Origin of the sequence: Xenorhabdus thuongxuanensis (assembly GCF_001908095.1) — a bacterium.
Taxonomy (GTDB): Bacteria; Pseudomonadota; Gammaproteobacteria; order Enterobacterales; family Enterobacteriaceae; genus Xenorhabdus; species Xenorhabdus thuongxuanensis.
Genome location: NZ_MKGR01000022.1, coordinates 35,175 through 58,599 on the forward strand (window position 1 = coordinate 35,175; position 23,425 = coordinate 58,599).

Below are 23,425 nucleotides of genomic sequence, written 5' to 3' on the forward strand. Positions count from 1 at the left end.
CAAAAATCCGTCAGTGGAAAGATTGTGACTGTTTTTTACTGTTAATAATAGCGCTAATAACCATAAATATTACAGTTACTAAAGAAAATCAAAAAGCAATCACATTGTGAATCAATAAGCATTGATTCATTTTTATATTTTATGCTTATCGGCTTGAGCGTGTTGAAAAATTAGCACATTTTAGAATGTGCCTAGCAGTCACAGTATGACTAACATTGGCATAGAAGGATGTAGAAGGGATGCGCAAACTCCAATTGTTTGCACATCCTATTTTAATTAGATGGCCCAATTGCCGGCATAAAATACCACTAATACAATGGCAAGTATAACTGTACCAATATTCAGTTTACGCCATTCACCCGAAAAAATACGCCCAACAACCAGTGCACTGAAACCTAGCATAATACCTGTGACGATATTACAAGTCAGCACAATAAATACAGCACACAGTAAACCTGACATTGCATCAACAAAATCATCAAAGTTCAGCTTTCGCACATTGCTCAGCATCAGTAATCCAACATACATCAAGGCAGGAGCCGTAGCATAGCCAGGAACTAAATACGACAGAGGAGACAGGAATAAAATCAACAGGAATAAAATACCGACAACGGAAGCTGTTAAACCCGTTTTACCACCAGCAGCGGTTCCTGCGGCAGACTCAATATAAACCGCTGCGGGAGAAGAACCGATAACCCCAGCAAAAATACTACTGACAGAATCTGCTGTCAGTGCCTTGCCGCCATTGATAATCTGGCCTCTCTTATCCAATAAATTTGCTTGCCCCGCCACAGCCCGGATCGTCCCCGTCGCATCAAATATCGCTGTCATTACCAGCGCCAAAACACTGGGTAATACAATAGGCTGTAAAGCTCCCATAATATCCATACTGAACATCAAGGACAGGCCATCTTCCCCCAATGTCGGAAACTTAAAGAATCCTTGATATTTGACGGCTGGATCAAAAATCAAGCCGATAATAGAAATTGCGATAATCATCAGCAAGATACCGCCCGGCACCTTCTTCCGTTCCAGACCGATAACTCCGGCCAGCCCCAATAATGTCATTACCACGGGAAATGACGTCAATGAACCAAAGGACACAGGCAAGCCAGCGTTTGGGTTCTTAACCACCAAACCAACGCCATTGGCTGCAATCAACAATAAAAACAACCCGATGCCAATACCTGTTCCATGTGCAATGCCCATTGGCATATTACGCAAAATCCACGCTCGCACACCCGTTACTGAAATTAACGTAAACAAACATCCCATCAGAAAAACCGCACCGAGAACCACGGGAATACTTACCTGTTGCCCTAATACCAGGCTAAATGCGGTAAATGCAGTCAACGAAATCGCACAACCAATCGCCATTGGCAAATTAACCCACAACCCCATCAATAACGAACCGATACCGGTCACCAGACAAACAGAAATAAACACGGCGGTATGAGGAAATCCGGCTTGCCCAAGCATCCCTGGTACCACAATAACGGAATAGACCATCGCCAAAAATGTCGTTAATCCAGCAAGAATTTCCTGACGTACCGTCGATCCACGTTCAGTAATCTTAAAATACCTATCGAGTTTGCATTGAGTTGGTGCCTGCATACCAGACATGTTTTTCCCCTGCTTCTGTTAAATATATCGCTTTAAAAGCGCTCGTTCTATTTCTTCACATCTTCAAACGAAAACGATTACGTCACAAGATAATAAAAATCAGCGCTGCATTCATTAGTTCAACCATTCGCTTGCGCAATCGTTTGGCTTTTTGAGTAAAGAAACTGTGAGAAAATTTGAGGCGGACGATTATCCAGTGAATCAGGGATAAGAATCAAGCAATAATCACATCGAAGATGATAAAATTCCTGCGCTGTATTCTGTATATTTACAGGGTAACTGGTTAACATTGATGCATATTTACTCAATAATGAAGAGGATATGTATAAAGTGTCTTAAACAGTTTTTGCACAACTTTCTGGTGGTACTACTGATTGAGGAAAAGAATATTTTGCCGTAGGAAATATTGCAATCGTCTATATTTTGTGCGAACCTGCGATATAATTGATATAAACCATATCAACTATATCTATACCCAAAGCTTCCAAGTTACAGCTCAATGTCAAAGAAACAAATCCCAGTCATATCGCATCATTGACAGGGTGAAAGCACATAACCAATAAAACAGTAACTCGAAAGCTAACGGGTATACGTCCTATGCAAATATAGATAAGGGGTCCAGAGTGAATACTAAAGTAGCAAGAAAAAGCAGAGTAAAAGAAACAACACTCAGCTTAGGTTACGTTTCCCTTCTTGATGTTCTTTCGCATCAACAAGAACATATTGAGCATATTCATGTCACTGAAATTCCGCCCAACGAAGCAGATCGTTTCTTATTGGTTGAATTACCTGAAGAAACAGCCAGAGATCTTGATGTCAGAGATCTCCGTATTGCCCTGCTAAGTGCACTAAATACAGCTACCTCCATAAAACGTAGCTCTTCATCCGGTAAATCTGCGCCTAAGATGAGCAATCCAGAACTTTATGTCCATTCAGATGATCTGCGTGAAGAAAACCCAAAAGACTCCTGGAGAACATCAAACCGAAAAGATCGGATTGAAGCGTTGAAAAATTCAATACTTGAAGAATCAAAATGGCTCCTTGCGTGTGAACTCAGCCAGTCTGCGGGTTTTTCGTTGCTTAATCCCAGTGCAACGCCCAATCGCTGGAAAAAAGCTAAAAAAATCTTCGCTGTTTCAGTCAAGGGAAAAGACTTATACCCGCAGTATGCACTGGATGAAGGAGGATTACCTATCCCCATCCTCAAAAATATCATTGAAGTTTTTGATGGAAAAAAAACCTCCTGGGGAATAGCAATTTGGTTTAATACACCTAACTCATGGTTAGGAAAAGAAAAACCGAAGGACGTTTTGATAAACCGCCCAAATGATGTATTAAATGCAGCAAGGCAGGAAGCTGAAGGGCCGTGGCATGGATAATTCCTTTGGCAAATCTGTCAAAATGGGGATCTGGAAAGCCCAAAACCCAATTGAACGTATTCATCACCAAGCATACAAAGGCACTGAGTTTAATCCGGGAAAAGGGAACACCAGATTCAGCCCCTGCAAAAATGAGCAAGGTGAACCTATCCCCACAATTTATGGTGGTGAGAACATTTCCGTTGCAGTAATGGAAACCATTTATCATGACGTGCCAACAGGAAGCAATAATCTGCCCTTCGATCTGAGTAAACTAGATCCGCTTGTCTACAGTCAGCTGATCCCTAACATCGATCTCATCACGGTAGATATCAATATGCGAGTATTACGCAAGTGGGGCTATGAACCCAAAGATGTTTTGCTTTCCGAAGCCGAAAGTTATCCCCATACCCAAGAACTCGCAAGCCAAATTTACCGCGATAATCCATCTGCTCAGGCGATAACGTGGGCATCAAAACAACATGGTGATAAGGCGATAATGCTATTCGGTGATCGGCTTAAAGAAAATCAACTGAGAGTATCTATTGAATCAAAATCACTCTGGTCTTCTAACTCAGTTATCAAAGCCATAGATTTGCTGGCAGATGAAATGGGCCTTATAACCTATAATAATCAAGATATTATCTAATCACTGCACCATATCGACACATTTTTATGCGGCCTTTAAGCCTGACCTTGTGTAAAATCCCCTCAATTCGACTTTTGATTGATTCATTAGGATTTTTGTAAGAATTAAGGAGATAAACCATGACAACTTATGCCCTGGTAGGTGATATTGGCGGTACAAATGCACGTCTGGCATTATGTGATGTAGATACTGGGCAACTGAGCGCAGTCGAATTCTATCCCTGTGCACATTATGCATCGCTTGAAATTGTTATCCGCCAATATTTGAAACAGCAGAACTGTGAAGTCAAATATGGCAGTATCGCTATTGCCTGTCCGGTGACGGACGATGTGATCAGTATGACCAACCACAGTTGGCGTTTTTCTGTTAGCCAAATGAAAACATCACTGGGATGGGAACGTTTTGAGGTGATTAACGATTTTACTGCCGTTTCACTCGCTATTCCAGTTCTGAGAGCAGATGATGTAATTCAGATTGGTGGAAAGCAACCTTATGCTAAACGCCCCATTGCGGTTTATGGTGCAGGAACTGGGTTAGGTGTCGCACATCTTATTCACACAGGAACCCAATGGATGAGCTTACCTGGTGAAGGTGGTCATGTGGATTTTGCGCCAGATAGTACGGAAGAAGATCATATGTTGAACGTACTGCGTGAAGAATATGGTCATGTCTCCGCTGAACGTGTCCTTTCTGGGCCTGGTTTAGTGAATATTTACCGTTCTCTGATGAAACTTAACGGTCAAGTCGCCGAAGATATTACCCCTCGCGATATTTCTGACCGCGCGCTGAATGAAAATTGCCCTATCTGCAAACAAGCGTTAGAACTCTTCTGTACCGCATTAGGGCGTTTTGGTGGGAATTTGGCTCTGAATCTTGGCGCATTTGGCGGTGTTTATATTGCGGGTGGGATCGTCCCGCGTTTCCTTGATTTCTTCCAAAAATCAGGTTTCCGGCAAGGGTTTGAAAACAAAGGCAGATTTACGGACTATTTAAAAGATATTCCTGTGTATCTGATTACCCATGATAAACCAGGGTTATTGGGTGCGGGATCTTATATTCGCCAATCACTAGGTAAAGCGATTAGTTAAATAGAACCGAGATATTTATATTTACTCATGCTATTTGTTTGATTTTCTGGTAATAATTTTGAGCAATATTTTGCATGAGTATTTTATGAGTAAGATTTTTCGGGTATTCGGAAAATCTGGTTGACGGAACAGCATGAAGAGATAATATCCTCAGAAACATTATCCTGGCTATATCCAAGATAAGTGAGCTGTTTAATGACTATTCCTTCTGAAGCAAATAAGGCGTTGTTGATCGTCCAGAAGCGATTAGCGAAATCGCTGGTAGCTGTTTACCTTCATGGTTCGGCTGTGGTTGGTGGTCTTCGCCCCCGCAGCGATGTAGATTTGCTCGTGGTGATTGACCAGCCGATGACGTCTGAGGTTCGGAAATGTCTGGCTGCCGATTTAATGATGATATCGGGGCGATATCCTTCTGATCCTGATGGGCGTCGCCCCGTTGAACTGATTGTTTTCTTGTGCGCCGACCTCTCCACATCACTTTATCCTGCCCGAAGCGAATTTATTTACGGCGAGTGGCTGCGTCACAAATATGAGGTAGGAGAAATTCCCAAGCCGGTTTGTGATCCAGAACTTACCCTGGTATTGGCTCAATCACGACAGGAAGCGATTCCTCTGGTCGGCCCGAACGCAAGCAGCCTTCTACCCGCTATTCCAAGATCAGATATTTACCGTGCTATTAAAGATGTCCTGCCGGCTTTAATTGAGACACTACAGGGAGATGAACGCAATGTTCTGCTAACACTAGCTCGTATGTGGCGAACTTTAGTTACTGGAGAGTTTGTCTCTAAGGATGTTGCTGCCAATTGGGCGGCTGCTCGCCTTCCAGCCATACAGGCCGCAGTTTTAACCGATGCGCGGGAGGACTATTTGAGAGGACGTGAAGAAGATTGGCGAAATCGCCAGCAAGAACTTCAGCTCACGGTAAGCTCACTGCACGATTGTGTGCTAACAAATCTATGTGTATTGGCTCAGACTTGATCTGGCAATCATCAAAACAAAAGGAACAATTGCCAGATCAAATTTAAACGACTACAGATTGTAAAATTGCGACTGGTTCTGACCAGATATCAAGCCGCTCTTTCAGTCCACTCAGAACGGAATATCATCATCGAAATCCATCGGCGGCTCATTGCTCTGTGGCATAGGAGACTGCGCTGGACGAGATGGAGCACCGCCACTGAATTGTTGAGCTGCCTGTGGTTGCTGTGGTTGCCCCCAACCACCTTGTGCTGGTGCATCCTGTGCTGCGCCATTACGGCTGCCCAGCATCTGCATGACACCGCCTATAGGATTGACCACAACTTCCGTGGTGTAACGATCCTGACCGTTCTGATCCTGCCATTTGCGAGTCTGCAAAGAACCTTCGATATAAACCTGAGAACCTTTGCGCAGATATTCACCAGCGACTTCTGCCAATTTGCCGAAAAACACGACACGATGCCATTCGGTTTTCTCTCTCATCTCACCGGTTTGCTTATCACGCCAGCTCTCAGACGTTGCCAGAGTAATGTTGGTAACTGCACCGCCATTCGGCATATAGCGAACTTCTGGGTCCTGTCCCAAATTACCCACTAAAATAACTTTGTTTATGCCTCTGCTGGCCATTGGGAATACTCCTGATGAAATGAATTTTGCTAAAAACGGATTTCTCTAATTATAAGCAAAGTAGTTTACCATGCGAGGGATAAGTTTAAACAGAGAGCCGTTATATTATACTTTGCGAAGCGCATCGTACTTTACATTGTCATGGTTACAGCACGATTGTCCGTTAAACACTGTATATCCATTCAGCAATGTTTGTGCAATAATAACGCGTTTATGAGTTTTGCACTATCAATAATCTGGGAAATGGTATATGGATAACATCGAAGTTCGGGGCGCCCGCACCCATAATCTTAAGAATATCAATTTAATAATTCCCCGTGACAAGCTGATAGTCATTACTGGGCTATCTGGTTCCGGTAAGTCATCTTTGGCTTTCGATACCCTGTATGCGGAAGGGCAACGTCGCTATGTTGAATCTCTCTCTGCCTATGCTCGCCAGTTTTTGTCACTGATGGAAAAACCAGATGTCGACCATATTGAGGGGCTATCCCCAGCCATTTCCATTGAGCAAAAATCTACTTCCCATAACCCACGCTCTACGGTGGGAACGATAACCGAAATTCACGATTATCTCCGTCTGCTATTTGCACGAGTAGGTGAACCACGTTGTCCTGAGCACAATATCACGCTGGCGGCGCAAACGATAAGCCAGATGGTAGATAACGTCTTGACATTGCCAGAAGGCCAACGCCTGATGTTACTGGCTCCTGTCGTCAAAGAGCGTAAAGGCGAACATAGCAAGCTGCTGGATAATCTCGCTGCACAAGGCTATATCCGAGCCCGTATTGATGGTGAAGTGTGTGACCTTTCCGATCCACCAAAACTCGAATTACAGAAAAAACACACTATCGAAGTCGTCATTGACCGCTTTAAAGTGCGTGCTGACCTCACCCAGCGATTGGCGGAATCATTCGAAACCGCATTGGAGCTTTCCGGTGGTACTGCCGTTATTGCCAATATGGATGATACGCAGGCCGAAGAATTGGTCTTCTCCGCCAATTTTGCCTGTCCAATCTGTGGCTATAGTATGAGCGAGTTGGAACCTCGTTTATTTTCCTTCAACAATCCCGCTGGTGCTTGCCCTACTTGTGATGGATTAGGGGTTCAGCAATTTTTTGACCCTGAACGAGTTATCCAGAATGAAGGTATCTCCCTTGCCGGAGGTGCTATCCGTGGTTGGGATCGCCGTAACTTCTATTACTTCCAGATGTTGAGGTCTTTGGCAGAGCACTACAAATTCGATATCGAAACACCGTTTAATCAGTTAAGCCCAACCATTCAGAAAGTAGTTTTATACGGTTCAGGTAAAGAATCCATCGAATTTAAATACACCAATGATCGTGGTGATGTGACGGTTCGTCACCATCCGTTCGAAGGTGTGCTGCATAATATGGAACGCCGTTATAAAGAGACGGAATCCACCGCAGTACGGGAAGAGTTGGCAAAATATATCAGCAATCGATCTTGCATTTCCTGCGATGGAACGCGACTGCGTAAGGAAGCACGTTATGTTTTTATCGAAAATACTACGCTGCCACAAATTTCGGATTTCAGCATTGGTCATGCGATGGAGTTTTTTCAAAATATCAAACTGAGTGGACAACGCGCCCAAATTGCCGAAAAAGTCCTGAAAGAGATCCGTGATCGCCTGAAATTCTTAGTTAATGTTGGATTAAATTACCTGACGCTCTCCCGTTCAGCAGAAACTCTTTCAGGTGGGGAAGCCCAGCGTATCCGTTTGGCGAGCCAGATTGGTGCAGGTCTTGTGGGTGTGATGTATGTGCTGGATGAGCCTTCTATTGGCCTGCATCAAAGGGATAATGAGCGTTTGCTGGAAACATTGCTGCACCTGCGCAATTTGGGCAACACGGTTATCGTTGTCGAACATGACGAAGATGCAATCCGTGCGGCTGACCATATTATTGATATCGGGCCAGGCGCGGGCGTACATGGTGGCGAGATTGTTGCCGAAGGAACGATTACCGCTATCATGGAAAGTCCAAAATCGCTCACAGGAAAATTCCTCAGTGGTGAACGTAAAATTGCTATTCCAGAGCAGCGCGTGCCTGCTAATCCAGATAATATGCTGAAATTAATTGGTGCAAAAGGCAATAATCTGAAAAAGGTGACATTAAATCTACCTGTTGGCCTGCTTACTTGCATCACAGGGGTTTCTGGTTCCGGTAAATCAACGTTGATCAATGATACGTTATTCCCTATTGCACAGCGTCAGTTGAACGGAGCAACAAATATTAATCCCGCCCCTTATATCGATATTCAAGGTCTTGAGCATTTTGACAAAGTGATCGATATCGACCAAAGTCCGATCGGCAGAACCCCGCGCTCAAACCCTGCCACTTATACTGGTGTGTTCACGCCGGTCAGGGAGCTATTCTCAGGCGTTCCTGAATCCCGTGCCCGTGGTTATACACCAGGGCGTTTCAGTTTCAACGTCAAGGGCGGACGTTGCGAAGCCTGTCAGGGCGATGGGGTCATTAAAGTTGAGATGCATTTCTTGCCCGATGTTTATGTGCCTTGCGATCAATGTAAGGGCAAGCGTTACAATCGCGAAACGCTGGAAATCAAATATAAGGGCAAGAATATTAATGAAGTGCTGAATATGACCATCGAAGAGGCTCGTGAGTTTTTTGATGCCGTTCCTGCTCTTTCCCGTAAGTTGCAAACTTTGATCGATGTCGGTCTTTCCTATATTCGTCTGGGGCAATCTGCAACGACACTTTCTGGCGGGGAAGCACAACGGGTAAAACTGGCACGGGAATTATCTAAACGGGGTACAGGCCAGACACTGTATATCCTTGATGAGCCAACAACCGGCCTGCATTTTGCGGATATTCAGCAACTACTGTCCGTTTTGCATCAATTGCGGGATCAAGGAAATACTATTGTCGTCATCGAACATAATCTGGATGTGATCAAAACTGCTGACTGGATTGTTGATCTTGGTCCTGAAGGCGGCAGCGGTGGCGGTGAAATATTGGTATCAGGAACACCAGAAGAAGTCATTCAATGTGATAAATCTCACACTGCTCGTTTTTTGAAACCAATACTTGAACGAGATTAATTCATTAATTTTAAAACTAAACTATCTATAACTCTCCTCACTCCGTGGGGAGTTTTTTATTTATTTTCTAATCAATTATTAATTAATTTCAATTTACTACGGACAGTAAAGCCTTTTCTCACAGTCAATTCAGGTGACACAATCTTTCGTGAATTAGTATTATATTGTTGATCTAATATTATTAATGCTCACATTACCAAAGCATTAATGCCATAATGGCATAACATATGCTTTAAACTTATAATGGAGATTAAACATGTATATGTTTTTACCGTTCTTAATTGCGCTAGTTATCATCGTCACTGTCATTACCGGAAAGAAAAAGCTGACGTATACTCTTTGGTTTGCTTTATTCATCATCACGGTATTTTGGTTTAAATATCATGCAACTGATGCATTGAACCTTTCTTTCTAATCGGAGGCCGTAATGAATAATACAATGTCAGCACCACGTAATATTAACCTCGCAATGACTCTGAATATTCTAGGATTGTTCGGTATTAGTGTGGTTTTGATAGTCGCGTTTTATTATCAACTAGCGCGTTTTGAACTTCCCTGCCCATTATGTTTATTGCAGCGAGCAGGTATTATCATAATTGGTTTTGGCTTTTTGTTTAATATCTATTTCGGCATAAAAAATGCCCATTATAGCCTTTCACTTCTTGGCTGTATTGTGACTGGTTTCATTGCCATGCGTCAGGTTTCTCTCCATATCATGCCGGGAGATATGGGATATGGTTCAACTTTCTTCGGCCTGCATTTTTATACCTGGGCTGCTGTCTTATCTATCCTGACTATTATTGCCATCGCAGCTATCATGCCCCTGAAAGCAAGTAATGTTGATTCGGCAAGATACACTCCACCAACATTGGGCAAAATTGCCATGGGCTTGTTCGCATTTTTAATTGCAGCTAATCTGGTTTCCACCATATTGGAGTGTGGTGGCGGGCAATGTGATGACAACCCAACATTCTATCAGTTATTGAAAAAATAATCTTTATTTATATTGAACCATTAAGACAGAAGGCCGCATAATTCCAGCAGCCTTCTACTTTTTTCAACGGAATGTTTTCAATCAGGTTCTTTTCACTAACAAATCACTAAAAAGATATTGTTCATTAACAAACCCCACTCTCAATAAGCGAATCTCATCAATATTCCAGAGTTATTTACTTCAATCGCCATAAATTTCATTCGATAATTCAAACAATTGAGATAATTTATTTTCAGCAATCTTCGGGTCAATTTTTTTCTGGATAGATAGATTGCAACTAATGCAAAATCATACTCTTTTATTATGATATGCCTTATTAAGATATCAAATCTCCAGCTATTATTCTATAAAGCCGCTCACTGAACGGCTTAGAATAGTTAACAATTGTAATTATCAATTGTTTTTCTAATTTTCTTTGCGTGCAGGCAATAAAAATTACTGACTCACCGCAGCAAACGCTTCTGCAATGCGTTGCACGTTGTGATGATTCACGCCAGCCATACAAACGCGACCAGAGCCGACCAGATAGACGCCAAATTCTTCACGTAATCTATCAACTTGTGTCTGACTAAATCCGGTATAACTGAACATTCCACGCTGTTTCAGTAAATGATCAAAGTTTTTCTCTGGCAGTACTTGTTGCAGGGCATTTACCAATACTGTCCGCATTTCCAGAATACGCAAGCGCATCCGTTCAACTTCATCCAACCATTGGTTTTTTAATTCAGGGTTACTCAATACTCTGGCAACAATCTGCGCCCCAAAATTTGGAGGACTGGAGTAAATACGGCGCACCGCCGCCTTCAATTGTCCTAAGACACGTTCAGTTACTTTTGCATCGTCACAGATAACCGATAAACCGCCAACGCGCTCACCATACAGTGAGAAAATTTTCGAGAATGAGTTGCTGACCAAACAAGGCAGCCCCGCATTTGCCATTGCACGGATTGCGTAAGCATCTTCTTCCATACCATCGGCAAACCCCTGATAAGCGATATCAAGGAAAGGAAGCAACTCCCGCTCTTTGGCAATCTGAACCACCTGCTCCCATTGCTCATTGGTGAGATCTGAACCTGTTGGGTTATGGCAGCAAGGGTGCATTAAGATAATACTTTTTGGCGGCAATTGCTTGAATGTTGCCAGCATTTCGTCAAATTTCACCCCTTTGGTTTTATCATCAAAATAAGGGTAATAATTCACCTTGATGCCTGCTCCGGCAAAAATAGCGGCATGATTTTCCCACGTCGGATCACTGCACCATACTTCAGAATCAGGGAAATAACGGTGTAAAAAATCAGCCCCTACTTTTAATGCGCCGGAGCCACCCAATGTTTGAATGGTGGCAATACGTTGCTGATTTAACAGTGGGTGATCTTTGCCAAACAGCAATTCCTGAACTGCTGTGCGATAGGCAAGCAATCCCTCCATAGGGAGGTAAAGAGAAGCAGACTGTGACAAGGCCTTCATTTGTTCTTCAGCAGTTGCAACAACCTGCAATTTTGGGGTTACACCCTGTTCATCGTAATACAGCCCGATGCTCAAATTAATTTTTTCTGCGCGGAGATCGTTTTTAAATTTTTCCATTAACGACAGGATAGGATCGCCCGCGTACGCATCAACATTTTGAAACATGACGTTATACTCCCTGCTACGAATGATATAAAAGACAATATAACTTACCCTGATTATTCGTCTAGATATTCCATTGCAACACGTGAAGTCAGTTTCGTAATCAGCTCATAAGCACTGATCCCTGAATATTCCGCAATTTTTTCAACTGCTAGAGCATTTCCCCAAAGGATCACTTCATCCCCTACTTTATCCTGGCATATTGGCCCTAGATCCACAGTAATCATATCCATAGATACACGGCCAACAAGCGATACTTCCCGACCATTGATAAATACTGGTGTACCGACAGGTGCACTACGGGGATAACCATCACCATATCCCATTGCCACAACACCAAGACATGTGTCACGTTCGCTGCTCCACGTACCACCATATCCCACAGTTTCACCCGCTTTGTGCTTACGTACGGCGATTAGGCTGGATTTGAGTGTCATGGCAGGAAGTAAGTTAAAGTCAGCAGCAGTTTTATCTGCCATAGGCGAGGCACCATACATCATGATACCGGGACGAACCCAGTCTAAATGCGCCTTTGGCCATAATAAAATTCCTCCTGATGCAGAGATGGATTTTCCCCCAGCTTTATCCGCAATAAATGCCATAAAGCACTCAATTTGTTGTTGAGTCGTTTCAACTGTAGGCTCATCGGCACGGCTAAAATGGCTGATGATATTAACGGGTTGCTCAACGTTACGACAACGGTTAAGGCGTTGATAAAATGCGTCTGCTTCATCTATCCTGACACCCAGACGATGCATACCTGTATCGATTTTCATCCACACTTTAATCGGATGGGATAAATCTACCTGTTCCAATGCTTCAAGCTGCTCAATGCTATGCACCACAGTTTCAATATGATTGACGACTAAAATGGGTAGATCAGCCGCTTCAAAAAAACCTTCTAATAGCAAGATTGGCTTGACGATCCCTCCACTGCGCAGGGCAAGCGCTTCTCCAATGCGAGCTACACCGAAGCAATCAGCATCTTCCATTGTGTGTGCAGTTTCTAATAAACCATGTCCATAGGCGTTTGCTTTCACAACTGCAATTATTTTACTGTCAGGAGCTTGTACTCTCACCTGTTGCAAATTGTGTCGCAGAGCGCGGCGGTCGATAACAGCAGTTGCCGCTTTCATTCCATCCCCTTTTTATAATTTTTCAGTCAGGTTTGATAAATAACGCCTATCTTCGATGTTGATTATTAAAGTTATTTGAACATGGACAATAGGCACTTGAATTTATTCGTCACTGTAACTTGGTCCAGCATAATTATCGAATCGTGACCATTGACCATTAAACGTTAGCCTTACTGTGCCGATAGGGCCGTTACGCTGTTTACCAATGATGATTTCTGCCACGCCTTTCAGTTCACTGTTATCGTGATAAACCTCGTCACGATAGATAAACATGATCAAGTCAGCATCCTGTTCGATAGAACCTGATTCACGCAGATCAGAGTTAACCGGACGCTTATCGGCTCGCTGTTCCAGGCTACGGTTAAGCTGGGAGAGTGCAACAACCGGCACCTGAAGCTCTTTTGCCAGTGCTTTCAGTGAGCGGGATATTTCCGCAATTTCTAGTGTTCGGTTGTCAGATAAAGAAGGTACTCGCATCAATTGCAGATAATCGATCATGATCATACTGAGCCCGCCGTGTTCACGGAAAACTCGTCGCGCACGGGAACGTATTTCTGTTGGCGTCAAACCGGATGAGTCATCGATATACATATTGCGTTTTTCCAGCAAAATTCCCATCGTACTGGAAATTCGCGCCCAATCCTCATCATCAAGCTGACCAGTACGAATACGTGTTTGGTCTACGCGGGACAGGGATGCCAGCATACGCATCATAATCTGATTGCCGGGCATCTCAAGGCTGAAAATCAGAACCGGTTTATCCTGCATCATAGCCGCATTTTCACACAGGTTCATTGCAAAGGTCGTTTTACCCATTGAAGGACGCGCCGCCACGATAACTAAATCTGATTTTTGTAAACCTGCGGTCTTCTTATCCAAATCTTGATAGCCGGTAGAAACCCCGGTCACACCATCATGTGGGCGCTGATAAAGTTGCTCAATTCGTTCAACGGTTTCTTCTAGAATCTGTTCAATGCCTTTCGGGCCTTCATCCTTACTTGCCCGATTTTCTGCAATCTGGAATACGCGTGATTCAGCCAAATCCAACAGCTCTTCGCTGGTTCTCCCTTGTGGATCGTATCCCGCATCGGCAATTTCATTGGCTACCGCGATCATATCGCGTACTACCGCACGTTCACGGACAATATCGGCATACGCATTGATATTCGCAGCACTTGGGGTATTTTTCGATAATTCGGCAAGATAAGCGAACCCTCCAACATTATCGAGTTCGCCATTCTGTTCAAGAGATTCCGATAACGTAATCAGGTCGATAGGCTTACGCGTTTCGAGCAAACGCTGCATTTCAGCAAAAATACGTCGGTGTGGTCGGCTGAAAAAGTCATTGCTAGTAACCCGTTCGGATACACTATCCCAGCGTTCATTATCCAGCATCAAACCGCCTAACACGGATTGTTCTGCTTCCAAAGAGTGTGGTGGAAGTTTCAGCCCTTCCACTTGGCGATCTTTTGGTTCAGCCATACTGTTGTTAGTTGGTTTTTTTCCAGCCATGTATACCGCATCAATCCACTAAATAAAAAAACGAAATAGGACACCAGTATACGCCATGAAAACAGCCTTGAGTAATTATATATAGTCTGTAATGATTTCGGATACATTAACGCTATTTGCAGCTATTTCATTGCAAACGTGCGAGGCTGTTCCCAATATTTCTAACATAATGAGAGAGTTACCATGGCAAAACACATCGAATTATCCGCTATTGGCGGCCCAGAAGTACTCCGATATTGTGAATTTACACCTGCTGACCTTGCTCCCGATGAAGTACAAGTCGCAAACAAAGCCATCGGCATTAATTATATCGATACCTACATACGCAGTGGCTTATATCCACCAGCCTGCTTGCCCTGTGGCTTGGGAACAGAAGCCGCAGGCATTGTCACTAAAGTTGGCTCCAATGTGACAACAATTAAAGTCGGTGATCGTGTGGTTTATGCCCAGTCAGCCTTAGGTGCTTACAGTGAAATACACAACGTTTCTGAAAGTAAATTAGCGCTGTTGCCGGATGAGATCTCGTTCGAACAAGCTGCTGCGTCATTTTTAAAAGGCCTTACTGTTTATTATCTGTTCAATTTAACACATAAGCTCCAGGCAGGAGAAACAATTCTGTTTCATGCTGCTGCTGGTGGTGTTGGCTTGATTGCTTGCCAGTGGGCAAAAGCACTGGGTGCAAAGTTGATTGGAACAGTAGGTTCAGACGAAAAAGCAACGCTCGCCCAAGCAGCAGGAGCATGGCAAACCATCAACTATCGTCGCGAGAATATTGTAGAACGTGTTCTGGCTATGACTGACGGGGAAAAAGTTAGTGTCGTATACGATTCTGTCGGCAAAGAGACATGGCTGGATTCACTGGATTGTCTGAAACGACAAGGTTTGATGGTCAGTTTTGGTAACGCTTCAGGGCCGGTAATTGGGGTAAATTTGGGTATCCTCAATCAAAAAGGTTCACTGTTTCTCACCCGCCCTTCTCTTAATGGCTATATTACCACCCGCGAAGAGTTGGCAGAAGCCAGCAAGACACTGTTTGGTTTAATCTCCAGCGGCAAAATCAATGTGGATGTCCCAGAAAACCAGAAATTTCCACTGAGCGAAGCGGTAAAAGCCCACCAGACACTGGAAAACCGTGCAACCCAAGGTTCCAGCTTATTAATCCCATAATTTCAGACAAAACACCTGAGCGGATTACATCCGCTCTGTTACCATTTCCAACGCTTTCTCAACAATCATAATATCAGCGCCCGGCTTATGGGCGTTTTCACTTAAATGACGACGCCACTGACGTGCCCCAGGAATACCCTGGAAAATCCCTAAAATATGGCGAGTGATATGCCCTAAATAAGTGCCTTTTGATAATTCTTGTTCAATATAAGGATAAAGCGCCTTAACCGCATCAACCGTATTGGTCACTGGAATTGTTTGATCAAACAATTCACGATCCACATGTGCCAGAATGGACGGATTTTGGTAGGCTTCTCGCCCAATCATCACACCATCCATATACTGCAAATGCTGTTTTGCTTCTTCCAACGATTTAATACCGCCATTAATTGACAGCGTCAGTTGTGGAAAATCTCGTTTCAATTGATAGACGCGCGGGTAATCCAAGGGGGGTATTTCGCGGTTTTCTTTCGGGCTTAAACCAGACAGCCACGCTTTACGCGCATGGATAATAAAATTATCGCAATTGCTGTTTTTTACGACAGTATCAATGAAATCACACAGAAACTCGTAGCTATCCTGTTCATCAATTCCGATGCGGGTTTTAACAGTAACAGGGATATCCACTATATCCTGCATTGCCTTAACACAATCAGCTACCAGCGCCGCTTCTCCCATCAGACAAGCACCAAAACGGCCATTCTGCACACGATCAGAAGGACAACCAACATTCAGGTTGATCTCATCGTAACCTCTTTCCTGCGCGTTCTTGGCACATTGCGCCAATGCCTGAGGATCACTGCCCCCCAATTGCAGTGCCAATGGATGTTCTTGCTCGTTATAGGCCAGATAATCCCCTTTGCCATGAATAATCGCGCCTGTTGTAACCATTTCCGTGTAAAGCAGCGCTTCCTTGCTTAATAAGCGATGAAAGTAACGGCAATGACGGTCGGTCCAATCGAGCATGGGCGCAACGGAAAAGCGGGAAGGTTTGAATGTATGAGCTTTCCCGCTGTTCTCAGAGATATTTTTAACTTCTTTATTTTCGTGCATTTGGGTTTGTATTTGCTTTTTCAGTACACCAGATAGAAGATGTTTCGGAATACCAGGAGTTATATGGAGTTGCGCAGTATACCATAGCAGACAGTTCAGGCACACGATCAATACTGTTTAGAAAACAACTTGCTGTAATAACATATTTAAGATAATGAAATAACATATATTCACTACTAACAATGATTATAGATAATAAAAACAACTGCAAAATAAACTATAAAAAAGCCAGTTTTCTATTGATATGACTATCTATAAAGACATAATATATTTTTCATATCCTATCTCAATCGGTCATTGATTTAATTATAAAAAAGATTTTCCCTATGACTCATCAACAAAACATCAATTATAAATTAATCGGCTTGATGGCTCTTGCCACTGGCATAGTTATAGCTAGTAACTATTATTCGCAACCATTATTAGAAGCTATAGCTACTTCCTTTTCTCTATCTCACACAAGTGCAGGTTTTATCGTAACTATTGCCCAAATTGGATACGGTATTGGATTATTATTTTTAGTTCCCTTAGGAGATATGTTTGAACGCCGCCGCCTTATTATTGTCATGACTTTGTTAACTGCTTTTGGACTGTTTATCACTGCTTTTTCACAAAGTTTTTGGCAGATATTAATTGGAACACTATTAACAGGGCTATTCTCCATTGTGGCCCAATTATTGATCCCTTTTGCGGCTGCCATAGCTCCTCACCACCAAAAAGGTAAAACAGTTGGTATTATGATTGGTGGATTGCTGTTAGGCATTTTATCTGCAAGAACTGTTGCCGGATTATTGGCAGAATTCAATGGCTGGCGTACTATTTTCTGGTTTGCAGGGATCTTATTACTAATACTGGCATCTGTTCTACTAAAAGCATTACCTATCTCTTATCCTGAAAATAAATTATCTTATTTAAAAACTATCCTGTCTGTATTTCAATTGATAAAATCTGAACCAATACTTCGCCTCCGTGCTTTACTGGGTATGCTGACATTTACTAATTTCGGATTATTCTGGACTTCCGTCACTTTTTTGCTATCAGCGTCTCCCTTTAACTATTCCGAAGGTGTGATTGGTTTATTTGGGCTAGCAGGGATTGTCGGTGCTCTAATAGCAACCAACGTCGGCCATTATGTTGATAAAGGTCAGGCAAAATCAGTAACAAAAATCGGTTTAGCTTTCTTATTACTTTCTTGGTTACCTATGGTATTTGTACAATACTCTATCTATGGATTAATTGTCGGAATTATTTTATTAGATCTCGCAGTTCAAGGTTTGAATGTTATTAACCAAAGCACAATCTATAAAATACTGCCAGAAGCGCGAAACCGACTAACATCAGCTTATATGACAAGTTGTTGTTCAGGTACAGCAATAGGCTCTGTTATTGCTATCTATACTTATAAATATCATGGATGGCTTGGTATTGTTATTTCCGGCTTAATTATTTGCATAATGAATTTGGCAATATGGTTTTATATGCATAAACATGAAACCAAAGAATTTCATTCAAAATAGAGAGAAATTGATAGTATAGTAGCTCTTTTTAAAGAGCTACTAGGTTATATAATAATAATCTATCTCTGCCAGCTATTAGTACAAAACGCGATTAATATAAAACGCAAATTTCAGTATAACTACTATCTTCATCCATTACCTCATCGTCAAATAGATCATGCTTACTAAATATAACCACTAAAATAAATAGCTTTACTTATTAATCATTATAAACCATCTCTAATATTATCAATGTAAACTACCATTCCCATCGTTAGTTATGAATAAAACCATATTTAAACAACATATAATTTCAATCTCTAACATAATTATTCAGATAAATTAGATTGATCTCGCAGAGATTATCCAATATTTTCAACTTTATTTTCTCCGTTTTTTAGCCCATTTTATTGTTCTTATCCACGGATTAACTCTATTTTCAAGTATTTCATCATGAAACGATAACTATTCTTCTTCACAGGTATATTACATATCAGAAGAGAACTGAACATCATATCGATCCCACTCTCAAGTTAAAAAACATGATAATATTAAAGTTGTTAGCATCGTGTAGGTGTGAGAGGTGTAATGAAAACTATCAATCAAAAAAATTTATTGGCACAGGCTGAAGCAATCTGCCTGTCAAGAGGGGTTCGTTTGACACCTCAACGCCTTGAAATTCTTCGTTTAATCACTGAACAGCCTAGCGCGATAAGCGCTTATGATTTGCTGGATTTATTGCGTGAAGTCGAGCCACAAGCCAAGCCTCCAACGGTTTATCGTGGATTGGAGTTTTTGCTGGAACAAGGTTTTATTCACAAAATTGAATCCACAAACAGCTATGTTCTGTGTCATCATTTTGAAGAGCCCTGTCATACTTCGGCAATGTTTATCTGTGAATTTTGTGGTTCAGTAACCGAAAAAGATGCAAAGGATATTGAATCAGCTATTCAACAGTTAGCTCAGGGTACGGGATTTCACTTACGAAATAGTGTGATAGAAGTTCATGGTATGTGTTCTTCCTGCCATGAGATTGAATCCTGCACACAGCGTAATACATGCCAGCACAATCATTCGGTTGAAGAAAATAAAAAGAAATAAGAAAAAACGCTTAAGGCCAAATTGAGTAATGAGGCGGTCATAACTGATATAATCATATATTTTCAAGTTCCCGCTAAACTTAAGTTTAACGGGTTCTGGGAAAAATGACCGCCCCAGAATGGCAAGCTGCAATTATCCGCCTTTACAATCAGAACCAGTCTCCGCTACGAATAACGCCGACGGCCAATCCTTCAATAGTGAAATTCTGTTCGCTCAAATCAACAACAATGGGTTTAAATTCCGGATTCTCAGCAATCAGTTCAATTTTGTTTCCTGTTTGTTTGAAGCGTTTTACTGTGACTTCATCTTCAATCCGTGCCACAATGACTTGCCCATTATGAACATCCTGGGTTTTATGCACAGCCAGTAAATCTCCGTCCATAATCCCAATGTCTTTCATGGACATCCCACTGACACGTAAAAGAAAATCAGCGCTTGGTTTGAATAATTCAGGATCAACCTTATAGTGACTTTCGATGTGTTCCTGAGCCAGCAGTGGTTCCCCAGCAGCAACACGACCGATCAGCGGCAATCCTGCCCCTTCATCTTGCTCTTCAAGCAGCAAACGGATACCTCTGGATGCACCAGAGATAATCTCTATCACCCCTTTACGCGCAAGTGCCTTTAAATGCTCTTCTGCTGCGTTAGGTGAACGAAAACCAAGACGCGCCGCAATTTCAGCACGTGTTGGTGGCATACCCGTTTGCGAAATATGGTCACGCACCAAGTCATAGACTTGCTGCTGCCTGGCAGTTAATGCTTTCATTTCGCCCCCTGTTTGTTTATACAGTCAGACTGTGAGTATATACAGGTAAAGCCGAATTGGGAACCTGTCAGCATGTAAAAGCAGCTAAATAACGTATTGATGAAAAAAATGCACTACCTCAGAGCATAAAATACGACCAAAAGATCATTCCCCAAGTGAACAGCGCCAAGAGTATGGTGAGCAATACAGCCGCAGACCCCATATCTTTCGCTCGACCTGATAATTCATGATATTCACTACCGATGCGATCCACGACTGCTTCTATGGCACTATTGAGGATTTCAACAATGACCACCAGCATAACAGAGCCAATCAAGAGGAGTCTCTCAAGTAAGCGAAAATCTAAAGAAAATGCAATGATGATCGCAAGTATGGCAGCAATTGCTTCCTGCCGAAATGCCGCTTCATTTTGCCATGCGGCTTTGATTCCTTTCGCCGAATATCCAGCCGCTTTAATGATACGGCTCAAACCTGTTGATTGATTTGCCATAAAAATTTTCTTTAATGACCTTCATGATTATATGGATATATAACTTTTAGCTCTTATTATTGTCTTATTTACACAGATCTCAAAACCTGTTTCTGGTATCCTTGCGATGCATTGCTAACAAGAGGCTTAAAGCAGTTATGTCAGGTTGGCGTAAAATATATTATAAGTTATTGAATTTACCACTAAAATTATTAGTAAAAAGTAAACTAATCCCTACGGATCCTATTGCGGAGCTGCGTCTTGATACAACTCGGCCTATTTTATATATATTGCCGTATCACTCAAAAACAGACTTATTGACTCTACGTCAACAATGTCTGGCGCAAGATTTGCCTGATCCGTTGAATCCTTTGGAAATTGGTGACACACAGCTTCCCAGTTGTGTATTTATCGATAACGGTCCACGTGTGTTCCGTTGTTATGCACCAAAACATGAATCTGTGAGAATTTTCCACTCCTATCTAGACTTGCATCATAATAATCCCGCTCTGGATATCCAGATGGTGCCAGTTTCCGTCATGTTTGGGCGTTCCCCAGGACGCGAAGGGCAAGAAGGGCATACCACCCCACAATTACGCTTACTAAATGGCGTACAAAAGTTTTTTGCGACCTTATGGCTTGGACGGGATAGTTTTGTTCGTTTCTCCACACCGGTGTCTTTACGCCGTATGGCCGACGAGCACGGTACAGATAATATCATCGCTAATAAGCTCGCCCGTGTGGCTCGGATGCACTATTCCCGCCAGCGTCTTGCGGCTGTCGGGCCTCGTTTGCCTGCCAGACAGGATCTGTTTAACAAGTTACTGGCATCAAAAGCAATAGAAAAAGCGATTGCTGATGAAGCTCGTAGCAAGAAAATCTCTCCCGAAAAGGCCAAGCAAAACGCCATCAATATGCTGGAAGAGATTGCTGCGGATTTCTCCTATGAAACCGTACGCTTGACCGATCGAGTTTTAAGTTGGACCTGGAACCGTTTGTATCAAGGCATCAATGTTCATAACGCTGAACGAGTTCGCCAGTTGGCACAAGACGGCCATGAACTGGTTTATGTTCCATGCCATCGCAGCCATATGGACTATCTTCTGCTCTCTTATGTGCTCTATCATCAAGGGCTGGTTCCACCACACATTGCTGCGGGCATTAACCTGAATTTCTGGCCTGCCGGCCCGATATTCCGTCGTCTTGGTGCGTTCTTTATCCGCCGTACGTTTAAAGGCAATAAGCTCTATTCAACACTCTTTCGTGAATATCTTGGTGAATTGTTTACCCGTGGTTATTCGGTTGAATATTTTGTCGAAGGAGGACGTTCCCGTACCGGTCGTTTGCTTGATCCCAAAACGGGTACTCTCTCCATGACCTTGCAAGCCATGCTGAGGGGGGAATCTCGTCCAATCACGATTGTGCCTATCTATATTGGTTATGAACATGTGATGGAAGTGGCAACTTATGCCAAAGAGCTGCGCGGTGCAACCAAGGAAAAAGAAGGCTTTTTCCAGATGGTACGCGGGTTGCGCAAATTACGAAATCTGGGACAAGGTTACGTGAATTTTGGTGAACCGATCCCGTTGATACAATACCTGAACCAGCATGTACCAGAGTGGCGTGACTCCATTGACCCAATAGAATTTCAGCGTCCAACATGGCTGACTCCAACAGTCAGTAAACTGGCTGACAATATTATGGTCAATATCAATAATGCTGCCGCAGCCAATGCTATCAATTTATGCACTACGGCATTGTTGTCATCACGTCAGCGAGCACTTACTCGTGAACAGCTTATTGAACAGTTGGATTGCTATCTGCAATTACTGCGTAATGTGCCTTACACTGACGATATCACAGTGCCAAACCAAACAGCAGAAGAGTTGCTAGATCATGCTCTTATGATGAATAAGTTTGAGGTCGAAAAGGACGGTCTGGGAGATATTATTATCCTGCCACGTGAAAGCGCGGTATTGATGACTTATTATCGTAATAATATCCAGCATTTATTGATCCTGCCATCCTTGATTACCAGCATTGTTATGCATCACCGCCGTATTAGTCGCAGTGAATTGCTTAGACAGGTAGCGCTGATTTATCCGCTGATCAAGCAGGAACTTTTCATGCGTTACAGTAAGGAAACGCTCTCCGATGTCGTCAATACCTTGATTGATGAGCTGGCACGCCAAGGCCTTATCTGCAATAAAGAGCAAGGTATACTAGTGCTGAATCCTGCACGTATTCGCCCACTGCAATTGCTGGCGGCAGGCATCAGGGAAACACTGCAACGTTATGCTATTACTCTCTCTTTATTAAATGCCACCCCTGAAATCAGCCGTGGTGTACTGGAAAAAGAGAGTCGGATGCTGGCACAACGTCTGTCAGTTTTGCATGGTATCAATGCGCCGGAATTCTTCGACAAGGCGGTTTTTGCTTGCTCGGTCAATACGCTGCGTGAAGAAGGTTATATTCAAGACAGCGGCGATATGATTACAACCAGTGCTCAAGAACTCTATCATGTATTGAGTGAGCTAATGTCACCTGAAATTCGCTTGACGATTGAAAGTGTCAGTATGCCACCAGAACAGAATGAACCTGTACAGATAGCGCAAGATCAACCATAACAAGGCCAAGCTGGTTATGGAAACAAGAAACTAACGGGCGGATAACCGCCCGTTATATTAGAGCTACGCC

Annotated in this window: 19 protein-coding genes; 11 read left to right on the forward strand and 8 right to left on the reverse strand. The window is 42.8% G+C overall.

All coding sequences use genetic code 11. The features are described from left to right. Positions 1–276: 276 nt before the first annotated feature. On the reverse strand, positions 277–1,623 hold the full coding sequence (locus Xentx_RS13755; protein ID WP_074020797.1) for an NCS2 family permease: 1,347 nt from the start codon (positions 1,621–1,623) through the stop codon (positions 277–279). A gap of 623 nt (positions 1,624–2,246) precedes the next feature. Here Xentx_RS13755 and Xentx_RS13760 point away from each other — a divergent pair. From Xentx_RS13760 to Xentx_RS13775, 4 genes are all read left to right on the forward strand, one after another. After that, positions 2,247–3,002 carry a hypothetical protein gene (locus Xentx_RS13760; RefSeq protein WP_244149867.1) on the forward strand — a complete coding sequence of 252 codons (756 nt, stop codon included), beginning with the start codon at positions 2,247–2,249 and terminating at the stop codon, positions 3,000–3,002. Next, on the forward strand, positions 2,995–3,630 hold the full coding sequence (locus Xentx_RS13765) for an RES family NAD+ phosphorylase (protein ID WP_074020799.1): 636 nt from the start codon (positions 2,995–2,997) through the stop codon (positions 3,628–3,630). The genes Xentx_RS13760 and Xentx_RS13765 overlap by 8 nt, the downstream gene beginning before the upstream one ends. A 119-nt stretch (positions 3,631–3,749) precedes the next feature. Beyond that, positions 3,750–4,718 carry a glucokinase gene (glk, locus tag Xentx_RS13770; protein WP_074020800.1) on the forward strand — a complete coding sequence of 323 codons (969 nt, stop codon included), beginning with the start codon at positions 3,750–3,752 and terminating at the stop codon, positions 4,716–4,718. 195 nt (positions 4,719–4,913) lie between these two features. Next, positions 4,914–5,696, forward strand: a complete 783-nt coding sequence (locus Xentx_RS13775; protein ID WP_075968102.1) for an aminoglycoside adenylyltransferase family protein — start codon at positions 4,914–4,916, stop codon at positions 5,694–5,696. 111 nt (positions 5,697–5,807) lie between these two features. Here Xentx_RS13775 and Xentx_RS13780 read toward each other — a convergent pair whose 3' ends face one another. Further along, positions 5,808–6,323, reverse strand: coding sequence for a single-stranded DNA-binding protein (locus Xentx_RS13780; protein ID WP_074020802.1), 516 nt, complete (start codon positions 6,321–6,323; stop codon positions 5,808–5,810). Between the two features lie 250 nt (positions 6,324–6,573). Between Xentx_RS13780 and uvrA the strand changes: the two genes are divergently transcribed. The 3 genes from uvrA to Xentx_RS13790 all read left to right on the forward strand — a co-directional run bounded on the left by uvrA (position 6,574) and on the right by Xentx_RS13790 (position 10,399). Next, a complete protein-coding gene (gene uvrA / locus Xentx_RS13785; RefSeq protein WP_074020803.1) occupies positions 6,574–9,405 on the forward strand; it encodes an excinuclease ABC subunit UvrA in 2,832 nt (943 codons plus the stop codon). A 256-nt stretch (positions 9,406–9,661) separates the two neighbouring features. Continuing rightward, the gene (locus tag Xentx_RS19195) at positions 9,662–9,820 is read left to right on the forward strand and encodes a DUF5993 family protein (protein ID WP_167366756.1); all 159 of its coding nucleotides are present in this window, start codon (positions 9,662–9,664) and stop codon (positions 9,818–9,820) included. A gap of 12 nt (positions 9,821–9,832) precedes the next feature. After that, a complete protein-coding gene (locus Xentx_RS13790; protein WP_074020804.1) occupies positions 9,833–10,399 on the forward strand; it encodes a disulfide bond formation protein B in 567 nt (188 codons plus the stop codon). Between the two features lie 435 nt (positions 10,400–10,834). On the opposite strand, the gene Xentx_RS13795 is transcribed toward Xentx_RS13790, so the two are convergent. From Xentx_RS13795 to dnaB, 3 genes are all read right to left on the reverse strand, one after another. Further along, entirely contained in the window at positions 10,835–12,031 is a 1,197-nt protein-coding gene (locus tag Xentx_RS13795; RefSeq protein ID WP_074020805.1) for an amino acid aminotransferase, read from the reverse strand. A 53-nt stretch (positions 12,032–12,084) separates the two neighbouring features. After that, the gene (gene alr / locus Xentx_RS13800; RefSeq protein WP_074020806.1) at positions 12,085–13,164 is read right to left on the reverse strand and encodes an alanine racemase; all 1,080 of its coding nucleotides are present in this window, start codon (positions 13,162–13,164) and stop codon (positions 12,085–12,087) included. A 102-nt stretch (positions 13,165–13,266) separates the two neighbouring features. Then, positions 13,267–14,676: a replicative DNA helicase gene (dnaB, locus tag Xentx_RS13805; protein WP_074020807.1), complete on the reverse strand. Its 1,410-nt coding sequence runs from the start codon at positions 14,674–14,676 to the stop codon at positions 13,267–13,269. A 183-nt stretch (positions 14,677–14,859) separates the two neighbouring features. Here dnaB and Xentx_RS13810 point away from each other — a divergent pair, with 183 nt between their 5' ends. After that, positions 14,860–15,843 (forward strand): quinone oxidoreductase, encoded by a 984-nt coding sequence (locus Xentx_RS13810; RefSeq protein WP_074020808.1) that lies wholly within the window; start codon positions 14,860–14,862, stop codon positions 15,841–15,843. 24 nt (positions 15,844–15,867) lie between these two features. On the opposite strand, the gene dusA is transcribed toward Xentx_RS13810, so the two are convergent. Next, on the reverse strand, positions 15,868–16,896 hold the full coding sequence (gene dusA, locus Xentx_RS13815; RefSeq protein WP_074020809.1) for a tRNA dihydrouridine(20/20a) synthase DusA: 1,029 nt from the start codon (positions 16,894–16,896) through the stop codon (positions 15,868–15,870). A gap of 317 nt (positions 16,897–17,213) precedes the next feature. Between dusA and Xentx_RS13820 the strand changes: the two genes are divergently transcribed. Next, positions 17,214–18,413 carry an MFS transporter gene (locus Xentx_RS13820; protein WP_415843328.1) on the forward strand — a complete coding sequence of 400 codons (1,200 nt, stop codon included), beginning with the start codon at positions 17,214–17,216 and terminating at the stop codon, positions 18,411–18,413. A 567-nt stretch (positions 18,414–18,980) separates the two neighbouring features. After that, positions 18,981–19,493: a zinc uptake transcriptional repressor Zur gene (gene zur, locus Xentx_RS13825; RefSeq protein ID WP_074020811.1), complete on the forward strand. Its 513-nt coding sequence runs from the start codon at positions 18,981–18,983 to the stop codon at positions 19,491–19,493. A gap of 148 nt (positions 19,494–19,641) precedes the next feature. Here the strand turns inward: zur and lexA are convergent, their stop codons facing one another. Together lexA and Xentx_RS13835 are read right to left on the reverse strand one after the other, a co-directional pair. Beyond that, positions 19,642–20,259 (reverse strand): transcriptional repressor LexA, encoded by a 618-nt coding sequence (gene lexA, locus Xentx_RS13830; protein WP_074020812.1) that lies wholly within the window; start codon positions 20,257–20,259, stop codon positions 19,642–19,644. A gap of 118 nt (positions 20,260–20,377) precedes the next feature. Further along, positions 20,378–20,749: a diacylglycerol kinase gene (locus Xentx_RS13835; RefSeq protein ID WP_074020813.1), complete on the reverse strand. Its 372-nt coding sequence runs from the start codon at positions 20,747–20,749 to the stop codon at positions 20,378–20,380. Between the two features lie 137 nt (positions 20,750–20,886). On the opposite strand from Xentx_RS13835, the gene plsB reads away from it, so the two are divergent. Then, positions 20,887–23,355, forward strand: a complete 2,469-nt coding sequence (plsB, locus tag Xentx_RS13840) for a glycerol-3-phosphate 1-O-acyltransferase PlsB (RefSeq protein WP_074020814.1) — start codon at positions 20,887–20,889, stop codon at positions 23,353–23,355. The last annotated feature ends 70 nt before the right edge of the window (positions 23,356–23,425 follow it).